This is a genomic window from Parachitinimonas caeni, assembly GCF_030129945.1.
Taxonomy (GTDB): domain Bacteria; phylum Pseudomonadota; class Gammaproteobacteria; order Burkholderiales; family Chitinimonadaceae; genus Parachitinimonas; species Parachitinimonas caeni.
This window is the reverse complement of record NZ_JARRAF010000016.1, coordinates 66,578-84,845: the sequence shown is the minus strand read 5'-3', so window position 1 is coordinate 84,845 and position 18,268 is coordinate 66,578. Positions and strand designations below refer to the sequence as shown.

General features: G+C 57.5%; 12 protein-coding genes. 9 read left to right on the top strand and 3 right to left on the bottom strand.

The window, feature by feature from the left end:
- Window positions 1–27: 27 nt before the first annotated feature.
- A complete protein-coding gene (locus tag PZA18_RS14275) occupies window positions 28–1,050 on the bottom strand; it encodes a nucleoid-associated protein (protein WP_284101531.1) in 1,023 nt (340 codons plus the stop codon).
- Between the two features lie 136 nt (window positions 1,051–1,186).
- Entirely contained in the window at window positions 1,187–2,026 is an 840-nt protein-coding gene (locus tag PZA18_RS14270) for a CHAD domain-containing protein (protein WP_284101530.1), read from the bottom strand.
- Between the two features lie 318 nt (window positions 2,027–2,344).
- On the opposite strand from PZA18_RS14270, the gene PZA18_RS14265 reads away from it, so the two are divergent.
- The 4 genes from PZA18_RS14265 (at window position 2,345) to PZA18_RS14250 (ending at window position 9,518) form a co-directional block, all read left to right on the top strand.
- A complete protein-coding gene (locus PZA18_RS14265) occupies window positions 2,345–4,858 on the top strand; it encodes an ATP-binding protein (RefSeq protein ID WP_284101529.1) in 2,514 nt (837 codons plus the stop codon).
- Window positions 4,859–5,112: 254 nt separating this feature from the next.
- Complete coding sequence (locus PZA18_RS14260) at window positions 5,113–5,439, top strand: hypothetical protein (protein ID WP_284101528.1); 327 nt, start codon at window positions 5,113–5,115, stop codon at window positions 5,437–5,439.
- Between the two features lie 336 nt (window positions 5,440–5,775).
- Window positions 5,776–8,913: a glycosyl hydrolase family 18 protein gene (locus PZA18_RS14255; RefSeq protein WP_284101527.1), complete on the top strand. Its 3,138-nt coding sequence runs from the start codon at window positions 5,776–5,778 to the stop codon at window positions 8,911–8,913.
- Window positions 8,914–9,158: 245 nt separating this feature from the next.
- Window positions 9,159–9,518, top strand: coding sequence for a TfoX/Sxy family protein (locus PZA18_RS14250; RefSeq protein ID WP_284101526.1), 360 nt, complete (start codon window positions 9,159–9,161; stop codon window positions 9,516–9,518).
- A gap of 247 nt (window positions 9,519–9,765) precedes the next feature.
- Here PZA18_RS14250 and metG read toward each other — a convergent pair whose 3' ends face one another.
- Complete coding sequence (gene metG, locus PZA18_RS14245) at window positions 9,766–11,802, bottom strand: methionine--tRNA ligase (protein ID WP_284101525.1); 2,037 nt, start codon at window positions 11,800–11,802, stop codon at window positions 9,766–9,768.
- 329 nt (window positions 11,803–12,131) lie between these two features.
- Between metG and apbC the strand changes: the two genes are divergently transcribed.
- From apbC to PZA18_RS14220, 5 genes are all read left to right on the top strand, one after another.
- The gene (gene apbC / locus PZA18_RS14240; RefSeq protein ID WP_284101524.1) at window positions 12,132–13,238 is read left to right on the top strand and encodes an iron-sulfur cluster carrier protein ApbC; all 1,107 of its coding nucleotides are present in this window, start codon (window positions 12,132–12,134) and stop codon (window positions 13,236–13,238) included.
- 136 nt (window positions 13,239–13,374) lie between these two features.
- Window positions 13,375–14,028 carry a double zinc ribbon domain-containing protein gene (locus PZA18_RS14235; protein WP_284101523.1) on the top strand — a complete coding sequence of 218 codons (654 nt, stop codon included), beginning with the start codon at window positions 13,375–13,377 and terminating at the stop codon, window positions 14,026–14,028.
- 126 nt (window positions 14,029–14,154) lie between these two features.
- Window positions 14,155–14,730, top strand: coding sequence for a dCTP deaminase (gene dcd, locus PZA18_RS14230; protein ID WP_284101522.1), 576 nt, complete (start codon window positions 14,155–14,157; stop codon window positions 14,728–14,730).
- 306 nt (window positions 14,731–15,036) lie between these two features.
- The gene (locus PZA18_RS14225; RefSeq protein WP_284101521.1) at window positions 15,037–15,729 is read left to right on the top strand and encodes a TetR/AcrR family transcriptional regulator; all 693 of its coding nucleotides are present in this window, start codon (window positions 15,037–15,039) and stop codon (window positions 15,727–15,729) included.
- A gap of 39 nt (window positions 15,730–15,768) precedes the next feature.
- Window positions 15,769–18,216, top strand: coding sequence for an acyl-CoA dehydrogenase (locus tag PZA18_RS14220; protein WP_284101520.1), 2,448 nt, complete (start codon window positions 15,769–15,771; stop codon window positions 18,214–18,216).
- The last annotated feature ends 52 nt before the right edge of the window (window positions 18,217–18,268 follow it).

Sequence of the window (18,268 nt, the reverse complement as noted above, 5' to 3'; positions counted from 1 at the left end):
TTGATTGAAACGCAGCAGGCGTCGGGACTAATTGTCTTCCCCGCTGCCTTCGAGCAAGGCACGTTTCAGATGTTCGGGTACGTCGTACAGCACCAGAGTATCGTTGTGCTTGTTGTAGATGACGGCGCCCGAGCGCAGGCTGTTGCGATCGAACTCCAGCTTCCATTGCTGGGCTTGCGCCTTGAAGCGCACCAGCGGTTTGATGGCGCGTTTGTCAGGAACAAAACCACCCGAAACCTCAATTGCCTGTTCATCGAAAGAGCGGCGCAGGCAGGCTGGCTCCTGCGGCCACACCTGCTGGGCTACCTCATCCAGACTCCACGGAACGTCCTGTTCGCCCAGTCCCTCCAGATAGCTATGTGCGCGTTCCAGAATTTCATCCCTCTGTGCCGGTTGCAGTTTCCGGGATTCAACAAATTGCCCCAGTCCCTGCACCAGCTTCTGGGTTTCCTTCAAGGCCGACACCACGTCGCTGCACCCCAGAAACTGTTTGAAATACTGGGCGACATCGCCCTTGCCCTTGAGAAAGCTGATATAGCGCTCTCCCCCTTGTTGCCAGGCAGTCAGGTCGATTCGTCCTGCTACTTTCAGGCTGGACAGGTCGAGATAGCTGCAGTCGGTCACATCCAGCTCGGCAGTCAGTGCCGAGCCCTGGGCTTCAGTCAGCAAAGCAACCAGCAGGCTGTCGGAAGAAGCTTCTTTTGCGTGGGCAATCAGTAAGTAGCCACCGGTTGCCAGCGCCTCCTGTTCCAGGCGCTGCCGCAGGGCCTCGGCCATCTGAGCGCTCAGGCCAGAGAAATCCAGCGACTGCGCCTGCAGATACTGTCGTAACCAGCGCGGTAAAGGAAAGCTCGCTTCGTCTTCCTCGAACTGACCAAAGCTCTTGCCCAGGCGGGCGGTATACAATCCAACCAGCTGTTCAACCAACCGCTGCGCAGCCGCATTCAGCGGCAACGGGGTATCGCGCAGGCGCACAGACGCCTCGCCCTGTTCGGACTTGCTCAACTGATGAACGATGACATGGGAAACAGAAAGGGGGCTGGCTTGCATGCGGACTCTGGCGGATACGGAATAATCCACCATTTTCCCACATCAAGCCGTCTGCTGGCGGCTTCTTGAGGTGCCGAACACCAGGAGGCATCGTTTGAAACACGAGATTGGGCGACCCGGTGGCTAGACAGGCGACTCAGGCTGGCGGGGCCGGATCATGCCGCAGTATTGCCGCCAGGGTCTGCAGATCAACCTTGGCCAATGCCAGCCGGTTTTGACGCTCTGCCCCCAGCGCCTCGTCCAGCGCCGGGTTGAGCAGGCCCGCAGCATTGAGATCAACGATCAGCACATCCACGTCATGCAACTCGCCAAGGCTATCCTGTGCCGCCTTGCATGCCGCCAGCTCGCTTGCCCAATCCGTCCCTTCCAGATAGCCGAACCCTTCAAGCAGATAGCGCAGGCGTTTGGCGTCGAGACGAATCGCATGCCAATGCTCGGGATGTTCCGCACCATCCGCCAGCATACGCAGCAGACGACGCCGCAGAATGTGCAGGTCCAGCCTGCCGGCATCCATGAGTTCGCGCCGCCCCAGCTCCCCCAACACCCGCTTGCCGGCCCGCCTGAGTTGATCGAGTTGTTTGAGGAGGCGTGGCCGACACAGCGCTTCGATCAATTCGTGCCGTTGCTGATCGAGTCGTTGTTGGCGGTCCGCCTGCCAAGCCTGCTGCGCAGCGCCCCACAATTCTGGGGGCAGTGTCGCAATCAACGTGGCCTGGACTTCGCCATCGCGTAGCGGGTTGGTTTGGCGTGCGTATTGCCACAGCGGCCGGCCAGCGCGTTTGAGCCGCTGCGCTTTGCTTTCGATATCGAGCAGCGGTCGCAACAGACTGCGGGTGCGTCGTAGCGCTACCCGGAAGTCGTGCAGCGCCTCGGCGTCATCTCCCTGCTGCAGACGCACTCTGGCTCGCTGAATCGCTTCGATCTGCCGGGCCAGCGCCTTGCGGATTCGAGGATGAATCGTGCGTTTCTTATGCATTGCATGCTATCGGGCCCAAGCCGGCCCGCCTCCCGATCAATTCGCCGAGCCGGATATCTGCACAGGGCCTGGCACCCGGCAAATGGCTTGGCTATTTTTAATAAGTCGATAAGTCCGCTGCCTTGGCATATCCATACAGTGTTCTCTTGCCGCCCCTCGAACACCGTCAACAGAACCTAACCGACATCAGCTGATGTGCGCTTTGATGCAGATAAAACCCAACTATCACACAAAGTCGAGCCACCACCCAGCGCTGCAGCAGATACCAAAGCGCTGTAACGGCATGGCTCGATGCCACAGCCTTCGAGGCTGCGCGGCATGATTTGGCAACCGCCAGCCATACGCGCCATACGATCCTGGCTGCGCGCGTCGATCGCTCGCCGCTTCGGTGTGGCCTCGGCATTGCTGGCCATTGCTGTATCCATCACCGTCACCCTGACTTTGGCAGCCCTTTTGTACGCACTGGTACATGCCAGTCTGGATGACGACAGCCAAACCCGCGCCCGGCTGGTAATCCGGAACAGCCGAGCCTTGCTGGATGGTGCAGCGGAAGACCTGCATCTGCTTGCGCAACACCCTGGGTTACTGCAGGCCCTGCAGACGCCATCCCAACAGTCAGATACCCTGCAAGCCATCGTGCGCAGCCATCGCGTCGCCGGTGTAGACCGTTACTTCCTGCTGTTGGCCGATGTTCATGGCCAGCATCTGGCCACCAAGCAAGCGGGTATCACCGACTACACCAGCCTGCTCTCCGGCTGGTTCCGTCAGCAGGGCCTGCGCTTTGTCACCCGGGGTGACAATACCTGGATCATCATGGTCGAGCCCGTTACAAATCCAGCCACCGGAAAGACAGATGGCTACCTGCGGCTGGAGCTGGATCTGAGCCATCTGCTGTTGACCCAGCTGCAGGCCTTGGGCCCCGGCACCCGTGCCCGAATCAGTCGGGACGGCCTCATCATCGCCCAATATGGTTCAACGTTAGATGCCGAAAGCCATGTTCATGGCGATACCCTGACCTTCGGCCGTCACGACTGGCTGAAAAGCCGCGAAACCTCTCACTATGAAACAACGCTCGATGTCTTCATCGGCGACCATTCGTCCCATCTGTCGCACTTCTGGACCAAGTTCCTGCTACCCGGGATTTTCGCTGCCGGCCTGACCGGCACTACCGCCTATGTCATCGCCTACAGGCAGGCACGCCGCCTGACCGAGACGCTCTCGGGACTGGCCAGCACCGCCGACAGCATTTCGACTCAGTCCGACATCCCGATTGATCTTCCCGCGGCAGGCAATGACGAAGTGGGCCAGCTATCGACCAGCCTGCGTACCATGCTGGAACGACTGCGACGCTATCAGGAAGGCTTGGAGCTGAGGGTGAACGAAAATACCCGCAACCTGCAGGAAACCGAACAGCGCTTCCGGACCATGGCCGACTCGGCACCCGTGCTGATCTGGGTAGCCGACCCAAACGGCTTGTGCAGCTATGTCAACCAGCCTTGGCTGAGTTTTACCGGCCGAGACATGGATCAGGAACATGGCGAAGGCTGGCTCGACACCATCCAGCCACTTGATCGTGCCCGGTATCGAGAGATGCTGACGTACATCGCATCCGGCCACACGGCGAGCATGGAACTGCGGGCGCGCCGCCGCGATGGCACCCAGCGCTGGATGCTGGCCCGAGGCACCCCGAGGCTGGGAGATGACGCTGGCGTCGGTAGCGTCGGCTGCTGGATCGACATTACCGAACGGCGCGATGCCGAGCTGGCGCTTGGCCTGTTCAAACGTCTGCTGGACGATGCGCATGATTTCGTTGCCATCATCGACCCGCACAGCGCAACACTGAATTACGCCAACCGCAGCCTGCTGAATGCCGCCGGGCTCGTACATCTGCCGATCCACACCATCCTGCCCGTGGCGCTTTGTCGAGCCTTGTCGGCCGAACAGCTGACCGAATACCTGCACCGACTGGAAGGCACCGAGCGCTGGATTGGTATTGAGAGCACGCTATCGTCTGATGCCGATGAGGGGGTACCGGTGGAACTCGCTATCGAGAAGGTCATTGGCGTCAACGACCAGGTGCTCCTGGTCGTCTTCGGCCGCGACATTTCAGAGCGACGACGCATGGATCAGCTCAAGGCGGATTTTATCGCCACCGTCAGCCACGAGCTGCGCACCCCGCTGACCTCGATCAAGGGCGGGCTATCGCTGGTACTCAATGGTGTGCTGGGGAAAGTCGACGAGCGCATCCAGGGCCTGTTGCAAATCGCCTTCGACAATAGCGAACGTCTGCTGCTACTGATCAACGACCTGCTCGACATCGAAAAGCTGGAAGCCGGCCAGATGCCGTTGCAGATCACCGATGTCGATATCGTCGCACTGGTCGAGCAGGCCGCGCGCGCCAACGAAGCCTATGCTCGCCAGTTTGGCGTCGTCTTCAACCTGAACCTGCCCCTGGACCACAAACTGGAAACCATTGGCGCAGACCAGCACCGTTTATCGCAGGTCATGGCCAATCTGCTGTCCAACGCTGCCAAATTTTCCAATCCGGGTCAGACCGTCCAGGTCACCGTGCAGGAGGTGGATGACGCCATCAAGGTCAGCGTTCACAACTGGGGCGACCCGATTCCCGCCGCGTTTCGCGATAAAGTCTTCCAGCGCTTTTCGCAGGCCGACAACTCAGCCATCCGAAAACGTGGTGGCACCGGACTCGGGCTCAGCATTTCCAAGGCGATCATTGAGCGGCATGGCGGCAGCATGGCATTCCGCTCCGAGGCAGGCGATGGCACCACCTTCTGGTTTTCCATTCCACGGCCAGGCCTGCTGCACTTCTGAACACCGGGTTCTGTAGCCGTTTCATTCACCCGGGCAGCCGTTAACCCGCCAAAAACCGGGCACCTTGGCAAGCCGGCTTAGTCAAACCGTCATAAGCCAAGGTGGCGCGGTTGGCGCTTATATTCAGCAGTCGCTCGTGCAGGCACTCGACAAACGGTCACCGCAGACAAGCGGATGCCCTTTGCAAATTCAGTCAGGTTTTCAGAATATTTTTTCGCACCCTGCCAATCAGGCTCAGCCCAGAGGAAAATATGATGAACAAATCACTCGTTATTGTCTTGCTAACAAGCGTCATGCTGTCAGGCTGCGCCGTATTCGCCGTTCATCCACTCGACCTTAGCCAACTGGCAGCAGAAGGCAAAACGGGCGCCAACCCCGACGAGATGATCAAGCGCCTGCGCGAGTCCCGCGCCCGTTACACCCTTACTGCTACTGAGGTTATCCGCCTTCACGACGCTGGAATGCCTGACAAGGTTCTGGATTACCTGATGCGCGAGCAGATTGATGACGCCCGAGCTGACGAGCGCCAAAGGGATTGGCCCTTCATGTTCCGCTGCCATCGCTTTGGCCGGCCCTGTTAGAACTTTTCTTCTTTTCTTAACAATTCATCCCACCCGTCTTCCCCGCAGGAAAAGGGGGTTGAATCTGCGCTGAAGTCGGGAAATTTATCACTGACCACCCTTCAAATGATCAGTATTTTTGAAAAATTAGCTACCACTCGTCGAATTTTCTTGCCGAAAGAAATTTTTTCTGATCTCGGAAACCATTGATAAATAAGGATTTCATTAAAATCCAAGGGAAATCCAGCATTCACAAGCGCCTCACTCGCCAAATATGCCGTTTACATAAGCAAATACAATGAAGTATTCTGTAACAATGTATTTACTTGGCATAAACAATCGAGGAAAGGGCTCACCATGGCACGACCTTTGCGTATTCGGCCGCTGACCGCTGCACTGATTGCAGCAATGTCCGCCAATCTCTATGCAGCAGACACCAAAGTTGTCGGCTACTTCACCAATTGGGGCATCTACGGTCGCAACTATCAGGTTGCCGACATTCCCGGCGACAAGCTCACGCATATCAACTACGCCTTTATCAATATTTCTCCTGAAGGCGAGTGCGTAACCGGGGATGCCTTTGCGGACATCGAAAAGCGCTTTACCGACAAGGGTGATTCGTGGAACGAAACCAAGCCGTTCTGGGGTAACTTCAATCAGCTGCTGAATCTGAAAAAGCGCTACCCCCACCTCAAGACCCTGATCTCGGTGGGCGGCTGGACTTGGTCGGGCCGGTTCTCGGATGTTGCGCTCACCGCTGAGTCACGCGCCAAGTTTGCACGCTCATGCGTGGGGTTCGCAGCCAAATATGGCTTTGATGGCGTGGACATCGACTGGGAATACCCGGTTGGCGGCGGACTGGAGAGCAACAAGTACCGTCCGGAAGACAAGCACAATTACACCTTGCTGATGCAGGCACTGCGTCAGGAACTCGACGCACAGGGCAAGCGCGACAGCAAACCTTACTACCTGACCGCAGCGCTGGGCGCCGGCCACGACAAGATTGCCAATCTGGAAGTACCTGCCTTCATGGCAGCCGTTGATTGGGTCAATGTCATGACTTATGACTACCACGGCGGCTGGGAGCAGATCAGTAATCACCACGCCCCGCTCTACCCCAGCAGCAATGACCCAAGCGGCCGCGACATCAAGCAGAACTACAACGCCAGCGCCTCGATTGACAATCTGATCAAAGCCGGCGCCCCTGCCAGCAAACTGGTGCTTGGTGTGCCATTTTATGGTCGAGGCTGGACCGCCACCGCAGGCGCCAACAACGGCTTGTTCCAGCGCACAACGCCAAATGCGCCACAAGGCACCTGGGAAGCCGGCGTCTTCGATTACCACGATCTGGTCGGCAAACTGGCCAGCGGGGGCTTCAAGCGTTTCTGGGACAACGAAGCCAAGGTACCTTGGGCTTACAACGCGGCAACGGGCGTCGTCATCAGCTACGAAGATCTGGAATCTGTCGGTCACAAAACCGCTTATATCAAGCAGAAGGGCTTGGGCGGCGCCATGTTCTGGGAGCTGTCTGGTGACGTCAAGGCAGCCAATCTGTCATTGCTGAACAAGCTCGCCGCCGACCTGGCTGTGGGTGGTTCGGGTGGTGGTACTGGCGGTGGCACTGGCGGTGGCACTGGCGGTGGCACTGGCGGTGGCACTGGTGGTGGTACCGGTGGTGGTACTGGCGGTGGTACTGGCGGTGGTACCGGTGGTGGCACTGGCGGTGGTACCGGTGGTGGCACTGGCGGTGGTACTGGCGGTGGTACTGGCGGAGGCACCGGCACCTGCCCGACTGCCTGGAATAACACGGCGGTTTATGTAAAGGACAATCAAGTCAGCTTCGATGGCAAGCGTTGGACTGCCAAGTGGTGGACGCAAGGTGAGTACCCCGGCAAGAACCAGTGGGGCGCTTGGCGCGATGACGGCCGCTGCGGAACTGGCGGTGGTACCGGTGGTGGCACTGGCGGCGGTACTGGTGGTGGCACTGGTGGTGGCACTGGTGGTGGTACCGGTGGTGGCACTGGTGGTGGTACCGGTGGTGGCACTGGTGGTGGTACCGGTGGTGGCACGGGCGGGGGCACCACGACCTGTCCAACCGCCTGGAATGCAACGGCGGTTTACACACAGAGCATGGAGGCCAGTTTTAATGGCAAGCGCTGGGCGGCCAAGTGGTGGACTCAGGGCGACCAACCTGGCAAGGATCAGTGGGGGCCGTGGTCTGACAAGGGAAGCTGCTCAGGAAATGGTGGCGGTACCGGTGGTGGCACTGGCGGAGGCACAGGTGGTGGTACTGGCGGAGGGACTGGCGGGGGCACAGGTGGTGGTACTGGCGGAGGGACTGGCGGGGGCACAGGCGGAGGAACCGGTGGTGGCACAACCCCAACCAGCGGCGTTCCAAGCAAGGCCGAAGCAGAAGCCAACGAAGCCGCGCTGACCAACACATCGTTGTTCAAGCAGGTTCAGGCCTCCATCCGCACACTCGACAATGCCAAGGTTGAAATGGTACGCCCCGGTGATGCCAACAACCCGTCCAACGTCAAGCGCGTGGAACGCATCATCAACGAAGCCCGCTGGAATGAGCTGATGCCAATGCGCAACGCCGCATACTCATATAGCAACTTCCTCAAGGCCATCGCCAAATTCCCTGGCGTGTGTGATGACTACAGCGATGGCCGCAATGCCGAAGCAATCTGCCGCAAGTCTTTAGCCACCATGTTTGCCCACTTTGCCCAGGAAACTGGCGCGCATGACGGCAGCTCCAGCACCCCTCAGTGGAAGCAGGCGCTTTATCACGTCCGCGAAATGGGTTGTAGCGAGACAGGCGCAGGTTGTGAATACACCGGCGGCACCTGCGACCCAACCACCTGGCAAGGCAAGCTCTGGGCCTGTGCGCCGGGCAAGAAATACTTCGGTCGCGGCGCCAAGCAGCTGTCTTACAACTTCAACTATGGCCCGTTCTCGCAAGCCATTTTTGGTGACATGCGCCTGTTGCAGCAACCCGAGCTGGTTGCAGATACCTGGCTCAATCTGGCCTCGGCAACCTTCTTCTTTGCCTACCCAGCGCCACCCAAGCCCAGCATGATCCATGTGATTGATGGCACCTGGAAACCGAATGCGGCAGACCGCGCCAACAACCTGTCGCCAGGCTTTGGGGCAACCACCGTCATCATCAATGGTGGTGTGGAGTGCGGAGGGGGTACTGAAGTAGCCCAGTCACGCAATCGCATCGCTTACTATCGCGAGTTTGCCCACGAGCTGAATGTGCCGATCCCTGCGGACGAAGTACTCGGCTGCGCCGGCAGCAAGCAATTCAGCACCGACGGCGGTGGTGCCATGCTGGTTGCCTGGGATCAGGACTGGTCTTACAACCCGAAGAGCCCTGATGGCAAATCCTATCAGTGTAAGCTGGTTGGTTATCAGACCGCCTACAGCGCACTGCAGAAGGGAGACTACGTGAAGTGCGTGGAAGACAACTTCGGAGTAAAACTGCGCTGATCCCCCAGCCTGAAGCGTAGGCTGCCACCAGCAGCCGAACAGGCCGTCCGACCTTGCCATTGATAGCGATGCGCGGCGGGGGTGCCTGGGCATGCTTAGGGCAGTCCTCAACAAACAGCACGTCATCCCGGTGACGTGCTGTTTTTATTTGGAATCGGCACACGGGTCACTCCCCCAGAGCCTGCGCATCGCCAATACCGCTCATCCGGCTATGATGTTGAAAGACATTCAGACGGGAGGTTGCTATGGCAAAACGCAGTGAATTTGTGGAATACCTGCTCGAACAATTGGCACCGCTTGGCACCTTGCGGGCCAAGGCCATGTTCGGTGGCTGGGGCATTTATTGTGATGAACGGATATTCGCGGTAGTGGATAAAGACCAGCTCTATTTCAAAGCCGATGCCGAAACTATCCCCGACTTTACCGGTAAAGGATTGGGGCCATTCACCTACCCAAAGAAAGACGGAACCTTGATGTCGATGGCGTACTACACAGCTCCGGCAGATGCACTCGAAGATCAAGCCGAGTTATTGCAATGGGCCAGAGCGGCACTAGGCGTCGCCCTGCGCGCTGCCCATGCCAAGCCGCCAAAGAAAAAATCCTGAGCCAGCAGTGCGCCCAGCACAATGAATGACCATAACTTTCGATCTAGCCAGGAAACTTTACACCCCACCAAAGCAAAACCCCGACACATCGCAAGTTTCGCGAAGCGTCGGGGCTTGTTTTGAAGGCTGCTTGCTGTCTGGAAAACGACAGTGATCTACACGAAACGTTGTGCGTAGTGCCAAACCTGCATGCGCTGGCTATAAGTCACCAATCACCTTGCGCTGCAATGTCCTGATCAGAAGTCGATTATTTGACACGCATCCCCGGCATGGCGCCTGAATCTGGACTAAGGATGAACAAGCCAGGGCCAACCTCACCGCTCGCGGCCAACACCATGCCCTCGGACAAACCGAACTTCATCTTGCGCGGCTCCAGATTGGCAACCATTACAGTCAGTCGGCCAATGAGATCTTCTGGCTTGTAAGCCGATTTAATCCCGGCAAACACATTACGGGTGCCGGAGCCAATATCCAGCGTCAACTGCAAGAGCTTCTCGGCCCCTTCAACATGCCGGGCATCCACGATCTTGGCGATACGCAAGTCAATTTTCGAGAAATCGCCAATGCCGATCGTCTCGGCAATCGGTTCGTAAACCGGTGCACTCACTACTTCTGCTGCAGGGGCCAAACTTTGTTTATTCGCTTCCACGAGAGCTTCCACTTGTTTCGAGTCAATACGGGTCATCAAATGTGAATAAGGCTTGATTTCATGATCAAGCAACAGAGTCTGCGCATCCGCCCAGGTCAAGGGGGCAACATTGAGGAAATCCTCGACCTTGGCCGCAAGCGCAGGCAATACCGGCTTCAGATAGATCGTCAGCAAACGGAACAGATTGATCAGCAACGAGCAGGCCGTATGCAGCTCGGCGTCTTTGCCTTCCTGCTTGGCCAGCTCCCACGGCTTGACGCTGTCAACATACTGATTGACCTCGTCTGCGAGCGCCATGATGTCGCGCATCGCCTTGGCGTACTCGCGGGCCTCAAACGAAGCTGCGATCTGGCCAGCAGCAGCGCGTACGCCATCAAGCAACGTCAGGTCTGGCAACTGGTTACACAGGCGACCGGCAAAGCGCTTGGTGATGAATCCTGCAGCACGACTGGCGATGTTGACGTACTTGCCCACCAGATCGGAATTCACCCTGGCCACAAAGTCAGTCAAAGACAGATCCGCATCTTCAATCCCGCCACCCAGCTTGGCTGCATAGTAATAGCGTAGCCATTCAGGGTTCAGGCCAACATCCAGATAACTGCGCGCAGTGATGAAGGTGCCACGCGATTTGGACATCTTCTGGCCATCGACCGTCAGGAAGCCATTCACATTAATAGCCGTCGGCGTACGATGCCCCGAGTATTCCAGAATCGCTGGCCAGAACAGGGCATGGAAATACAGGATGTCCTTACCGATGAAATGATAGAGCTCCGCCTCTGAATCCTTGCCCCAATACGCGCCGAAATCTTCGCCGATCCGGTCAAACAGGTGTTTGGTCGCGGCCATATAGCCGATCGGCGCATCCAGCCAGACATAAAAATACTTGCCCGGCGCATCGGGGATCTCAAAGCCGAAGTAAGGTGCATCGCGGCTGATATCCCAGTCGTGCAGACCCGCCCCCAGCCACTCACCCATCTTGTTCGCTGCCTCCTTCTGCAAGCGACCGGGCTCACGAGTCCACTTGCCAAGGAATTCCGCGCAATCTGACAGCTTGAAGAAGTAGTGTTCAGAATCCCGCAACACAGGTGTCGCGCCAGAAACCGCCGAATATGGATTTTTCAGCTCGGTAGGCGCGTAGGTTGCCCCGCAGACTTCACAGTTATCGCCGTACTGGTCTTTGGCACCACACTTGGGGCACTCGCCTTTCACAAAACGATCAGGCAGGAACATTTCACGTTGCGGATCAAACAGCTGGCTGATGGTGCGCACAGCAATCTTGCCGTCCGTTTTCAGTCGCCGGTAAATCGACTGCGCCAGCTCTTTATTTTCTGGTGAGTTGGTGTGGTAGTACTCATCAAACCCGACATGAAAACCAGCGAAATCGACCACATGCTCGTCGTACATCTTGGCGACGAAAGCGTCAGGCGTCATACCCTGCTTCTCGGCATTGATCATGATGGGTGTGCCGTGCGTGTCGTCCCCACAGACATAATGAACGGTATGCCCCCGCATCTTCTGGAACCTCACCCAGACATCAGCCTGAACATAGCCAACCAGATGACCAAGGTGGATGGCGCCGTTGGCATACGGCAGCGCATTGGTAACCAGAATCTTGCGAGGAGAGACATTAGACATGACGTTCATCCCATTCATTATTCAATTAGGGGGCGGTGATTATAGCCGATTCAGGCACCAAGCCAGCGGACCCGTGCAAGCATGGCGCGCAATATTCCTAAGTGCCTGTCGGTTGCTAAGTACTTGACGGCGCCCCGGCCCTTCCCTGCTCACCCCCAAACACCCGCTCGTCAGGCCATGCTGCGATGCCGGTTCTGGCGCAACTGGAAATGAAATGCTCAACAGACGCAGCTTCCGAGCTAAAATCGGCCACCCCATAATGATCAATACCCTGCTGTCCGCGACGCCGTAGCTTCGTCTGGATGCGGACAGCACTGGAGTGCAACGCCATGAGTACTGTTTTTCCCGAACTGACCGAATCCACCGTACTGGCCACGCTATCGAGCCTGATCGACCCGGATACCGGCAAAGATTATGTCAGCATGAAGGCCGTGCGTAATATCCGAATCGGCGCCGATCGCCTAGCGCTGGAGCTGGTATTGCCCTATCCAAGCCAGAGCGTGGCCCCGCTGCGCAGACAGGCGGCCGAGGCACACCTGGCCAATACAGCGGGCAGTCGCGCACTTGACATCACCATCCGAAGCGAAATCGTTGCTCATACCGTGCAACAGGGCGTGCCTTTACTCAAACAGGTCAAGAACGTCATTGCAGTTGCCTCAGGCAAAGGAGGTGTGGGCAAATCGACAACGGCCGCCAACCTGGCGCTGGCACTCGCCGCCGAAGGTGCTCGGGTGGGCTTGCTCGACGCGGACATCTATGGCCCCTCTCAGCCCATCATGATGGGGTGTGATGACATGCGCCCGGAGTCGCCCGACGGGAAAAGCATTGAGCCGATCCTGTCACACAATGTTCAAGTGATGTCGATTGGCTTCCTGATCGACCCGGAACAGCCAATGGTTTGGCGCGGACCAATGGTCACCCAGGCACTGATGCAACTCTTGAACGACACACGCTGGGATGCACTCGATTACCTCGTTGTCGATCTGCCGCCTGGCACTGGAGACATTCAGCTCACCCTGTCACAGAAAGTCCCGCTCACCGGTGCCGTCATCGTCACCACTCCGCAGGACATCGCCCTGATAGATGCTCGCAAAGGGCTGAAAATGTTCGAAAAGGTTGGCGTACCCATCCTGGGCATCGTCGAGAACATGGCCATGCACGTCTGCTCGAATTGCGGTCATATCGAGCCGATCTTTGGCGAGGGGGGCGGCAGCAAGATGGGGGGGGACTATGGCATCGAATTGCTTGGCCAGCTGCCACTGGATCTGATGATTCGTCGCGATGCGGATTCCGGCACACCCACCGTTGCCGCGAATCCAGATAGCCCGATTGCAGAAATCTATAAGCAAATCGCCAGGCGGGTCGCTGTGAAGGTCGGGGAAAGGGCTCAGGACCATAGCAACAAGTTCCCCAAAATTGTCATCCAGAATAATTAAGAACTTTATGGCCCTTTTCCGGCCAGCCACAGCCCGGCCGTGATGGCATTTTGCCTCCGGATTACGCTTTGCCGGATCGGGCCAACCGCCGAACACCACCCGAACAACCGATCAACATAGTAGAAAGGGGTACGCCGTGTCTGACGTGAAGTTTTCCAATAACTATCGCGATCTTTGTCGCAGGGAAGGTGTGGACGCGGGTTTTCAGTTCGAGTTTTACTGTGAACGCTGCCAGGATACCTGGCGTACGCCGTTCTCGGCTTATCGTAAAGGCCAGGTTTCAGGATGGCTGGGGCGTGCCGCCGGCATATTTGGCGGCGTACTGGGAGATGCAGGCCGTGCGGCGGATGGCTTTGCCGATGCCGGGTTTGGCGAAGCCCGTGACGAGGCCTTCAAGGAAGCCATCGAATCCGCCAAGCAGCATTTTCATCGCTGCGCCAAGTGCTATCAATATGTGTGTGACCCTTGTTGGGACACCAGCAAAGGGCTCTGCCGCAATTGCGCACCAGACGCCAAGGTTCACGGCGAAGCTGCCAAGGCGCAGGGACTGGTTCAAGCGGTTGAAGAAGCCGCCCACGCAGAAGGCCGCAATCGTGCGGGCAGTGTAGACGTCAAGGCCGACAAACAGCTGGTATGTCCCGCATGTGGCACCGAAACCCACGGCGCCAAGTTCTGCCCGGGCTGTGGAGCCAAACTGGCTGCTCAAGCATTCTGCAGAGATTGCGGCGCGCAGCTGGCTCCGGGCGCAAAATTCTGTGGTGACTGTGGCAGCAAGGCTTCCGATAACTAGGCTCTGGTGACGTTCTGTTTCCAGTCACACCGCGCAGAATCCGAACCATCACTTTCACGAGGGGGTAACGCGGTTCCCCTTCGATTCATTCCATAAAAATCAGAACCGCAAGAAAGAAGCATTGAAATGAGTATCAAGTCCGACAAGTGGATCCGCCGTATGGCACTGGAACACGGCATGATCGAGCCCTTCGAGCCGAATCAGGTCAAGGAAGCCAATGGCGAGCGCATCGTGTCTTATGGCACGTCCAGCTATGGCTACGACATCCGCTGTGCCGATGAATTCAAGCTGTTCACCAATCTCAACTCCACCGTTGTCGACCCGAAGAATTTCGACGAGCAAAGCTTTGTAGACGTCTCCGGCAAGGGCTACTGCATCATTCCGCCCAACTCGTTTGCCTTGGCCCGAACCGTCGAATACTTCCGCATTCCGCGCAATGTACTCACAATTTGTCTGGGCAAATCGACCTACGCCCGCTGCGGCATCATCGTCAACGTGACCCCGTTCGAACCAGAATGGGAAGGCTATGTCACCCTGGAGTTTTCCAATACCACACCGCTGCCCGCCAAAATCTATGCGGGTGAAGGCTGCGCGCAGGTATTGTTCTTCGAAGCCGACGCCGACGATATCTGCGAAACCTCTTATCGGGATCGTGCCGGTAAATATCAAGGACAGGTTGGCGTCACCCTACCCAAAACTTGATCGAACTAAAACTTGATCGAACTCTGGCCCGGCCGAATCCCGTCAAGACCGGGCCAAACCGTCCTGCGTTTTACCCCCTCGCCTGCAAATTATTTTCTTGCCTGCCCTGCCCGGCATCCGCAAAACAAACTTCTGAATTTCTTACACATTGCTGAATCAGCATGACTAACCGTCTGGCGGATTGCTTGGTCAGACGCTTGACAGCGGCATGTCCGAAACGTATGTTTCAAACAATCGTTTGATCGAAACGATGACGACCTGCAACCGCATGTCGTGTTTATTGTTGAGTCAGGAGTCCACGAGGATATGAGTGAAGCCACGCACGCCAAGGTCGCAGATGCCAGACAGCTCGACACGGCAACGCGGATTCTCGATGCGGCAGAGGCCTTGTTCGTCGAACATGGCTTTGAAGCTACCTCCATGCGCATGATCACTCAGCGCGCAGAAGTTAACCTCGCTGCAGTCAACTACCACTTCGGCTCCAAAGACGCTTTGTTTCAAGGCGTATTTACCCGACGGCTCACCCCGCTTACTCAGCTGGCAATTGCCAATCTTGAAAAGCTGGAACGCGATAGCGGCAATCAGGTTCCGTCTGTCGATTCGATCATCAGTGTCTTTATGGATGCAGCGCTCGAAGTCAGCCGCGATCCGAAACGCGGTGGCGTGATCTTCGTCAGGCTTCTGTCGCGCACATTCATCGAACCTCACCCGGTTCTGCGCGAAACCCTGCCAAGACACTACGCCGAGTTGGTCGGAAGGTTTACCGCTTCTCTGGCCCGGGCACTTCCTCATTTGAATGAGGTAGAGCTGCAGTGGCGCATTCACTTTGCCTTCAGCGCAATGTTCAACGCGTTTGCCGGCAACAACATTCTGCGCCTGTTCATTCCCAAGAACGCAGTCAATGCCAAAGACCCGCAGATGGTTGCTACCTACCTTGTCCCTTTCATCGTATCCGGCCTGACTGCGCCTCCCGTCAATGTCGGTCGGTCCGCCATGTAAGCGGATAGGTCTGTTGTTTGATTTAAAAAGGAATCTGAAATGCTAATTGCACTCTTGGTCACCCTGCTGGCGATCCTGGTGCTCGGTTTTATCCGCGCACCGCTTATCGTCTGGACGATTGGTGCCGTTGCGGCTGCCGGTGCGGCCTCCTACCAATGCGGCTCTTATATTGCACTTGGCGTCGTGCTGGCGCTGGGCGTACTGCTCAACGTTAAACCCATTCGGCGCGCCATCCTCACCGGTCCGATCTTCGGGATTTTCCGCAAGATCACCCCTGCCATGTCTCAAACCGAACAGGAAGCCATCAACGCCGGGACAGTCTGGTGGGATCGCGACCTGTTTTCCGGTGCGCCCGACTACAAGCGCCTGCATGACATCCCTGCACCCAAGCTCAGTGCGGAAGAACAGGCGTTTTACGACGGTCCAACCGAAGAGCTGTGCAAGCTGATCGACGACTGGAAAATCAACCACGAACTCAAAGACCTTCCGCCTGAAGTCTGGTCCTTCATCAAGGAAAAAGGCTTTCTTGGCATGATCATCAAGAAGCAGTATGGCGGCCTGGAGTTTTCCAACTTTGCCCACGCAAAGATCGTGACCAAGATTGCCACACGTGGTGGATCTGCGGCCGTGTCGGTGATGGTGCCAAACTCACTGGGCCCTGGTGAACTGCTGCAGCACTATGGCACCGAAGAACAGAAGAACTACTACCTGCCGCGCTTGGCGATTGGCAAGGAAATTCCCTGCTTTGCACTGACCAGCCCACAGGCTGGGTCGGACGCTGGCGGTATTCCCGATTTCGGCATCGTCTGTCGTGGTAGTTACACCGACCCGCGCACCGGCCAACGCCATGAAAATGTGCTGGGGATGCGTGTGACCTGGGAAAAGCGCTACATCACCCTGGGTCCGATCGCGACAATTCTCGGCCTGGCTTTCAAGCTGTACGACCCAGACCATCTACTCGGCGACAAGGAAGAAGTGGGTATCACCTGCGCCCTGATCCCGACCGAGCATGAAGGTGTCCAGATCGGCCGTCGTCACTACCCATCTGGTGGTGTGTTCCAGAATGGTCCGAACTGGGGCAAGGACGTATTCATTCCGATGGATTGGATCATCGGTGGCCAAGCTTACGTTGGCCAAGGCTGGCGGATGCTGGTGGAGTGTCTGTCCGTAGGTCGCTGCATCTCGCTGCCAGCAATGTCGGTTGCCAGTGGTCAGCTCGCCTCATTCACAACGGGTGCCTATGCCCGTATCCGTGATCAGTTCGGCTTGTCGATTGGTCGCTTTGAAGGCGTGGACGAAGCAATCGCCCGCATTGGCGGCTTCACTTATCAGATGGATGCCGCGCAGCGCCTGGCCTTGAGCGGCCTTGATATGGGCGAAAAGCCTTCCGTACTGTCAGGCATCCTCAAGTACCATAACACTGAGCGCATGCGTAAGACCATCAACGACGCCATGGACGTACACGGCGGCAAGGGTGTCTGCGTGGGCCCTCGCAACTACCTGGCGCGTGGTTATCAGGCCATTCCCGTCGCCATCACCGTTGAAGGCGCCAACATCCTTACCCGTAGCATGATCATCTACGGCCAAGGCGCCATCCGTTGCCATCCGTACGTTCTGCGGGAAATGCGGGCTGCCATGAACAAGGACCTGAAGGATTTCGATGACGCATTCGTCGGACACCTCGGGTTTGTCGGCAGCAATATGATTCGCTCACTGGTTCTGGGCCTGACCGGCTCGCTGATAGCCAGCAGTCCACGCAGCGGCCCGACAGCCGGGTACTACCGCGACATCACACGCCTGTCTTCAGCCTTTGCGCTGCTGTCAGACATGGCAATGTTCAGCCTCGGCGGCTCGCTCAAGTTCAAGGAAAAGCTGTCAGCACGTCTGGGCGACATGCTGTCCAACCTCTACATCGCCACCGCTTCGCTCAAGCGTTTTGAGGATGACGGCGCGCCGCAGGAAGATCTGCCATTGGTACGCTGGGCCGTAGAGCAAGCACTGTATGACTGCCAGCAAGCAATGGACGGTTTCCTGGCCAACCTGCCAAGTCGTCCGCTGGCCTTTGTGCTGTCCAAGGTGATTTTCCCATTGGGCCGTCGCTTCCAGCAGCCGTCAGATCACACGGGCACCCAGATCGCCCGGCTGCTGATGGAGCCAAGCGCTAGCCGCGCACGTCTGACGCAGAACGTATTTGTGCCCAAGTCCGAGTCCGATTCGGTCGGCGTTCTGGATCTCGCCCTGAAAGCCGTGATTGAAACAGAGGCTTTAGAGGGCAAGCTTCGTAAGGCACAGCGTGATGGCAAGCTGAAGGCTATACGCGCCAAGGATCGCCTTGACGAAGCGGTTGCGGCAGGCCTGCTTACCACGGCCGAACGCGACGCGGTGGTGCGGGCAAGGCAGCTCAAACGTGAAGTTGTCATGGTTGATGACTTCGATCAGGAACTCCAGTCTCATGACGCTGGCGTAGGGGTGCGCGAAGCAGTGTAGCGGGAACGTCACGCCAGGCGGGAAGCCGCGTGCAGCGTAGATCAAACACTCT

Coding starts and splice junctions, on each gene's coding strand:
- PZA18_RS14255 (WP_284101527.1), top strand. CDS start 5,776: ATGGCACGACCTTTGCGTATTCGGCCGCTGACCGCTGCACTGATTGCA.
- PZA18_RS14220 (WP_284101520.1), top strand. CDS start 15,769: ATGCTAATTGCACTCTTGGTCACCCTGCTGGCGATCCTGGTGCTCGGT.
- apbC (WP_284101524.1), top strand. CDS start 12,132: ATGAGTACTGTTTTTCCCGAACTGACCGAATCCACCGTACTGGCCACG.
- PZA18_RS14265 (WP_284101529.1), top strand. CDS start 2,345: ATGATTTGGCAACCGCCAGCCATACGCGCCATACGATCCTGGCTGCGC.
- PZA18_RS14250 (WP_284101526.1), top strand. CDS start 9,159: ATGGCAAAACGCAGTGAATTTGTGGAATACCTGCTCGAACAATTGGCA.
- PZA18_RS14275 (WP_284101531.1), bottom strand. CDS start 1,050: ATGCAAGCCAGCCCCCTTTCTGTTTCCCATGTCATCGTTCATCAGTTG.
- PZA18_RS14225 (WP_284101521.1), top strand. CDS start 15,037: ATGAGTGAAGCCACGCACGCCAAGGTCGCAGATGCCAGACAGCTCGAC.
- PZA18_RS14260 (WP_284101528.1), top strand. CDS start 5,113: ATGAACAAATCACTCGTTATTGTCTTGCTAACAAGCGTCATGCTGTCA.
- metG (WP_284101525.1), bottom strand. CDS start 11,802: ATGTCTAATGTCTCTCCTCGCAAGATTCTGGTTACCAATGCGCTGCCG.
- dcd (WP_284101522.1), top strand. CDS start 14,155: ATGAGTATCAAGTCCGACAAGTGGATCCGCCGTATGGCACTGGAACAC.
- PZA18_RS14270 (WP_284101530.1), bottom strand. CDS start 2,026: ATGCATAAGAAACGCACGATTCATCCTCGAATCCGCAAGGCGCTGGCC.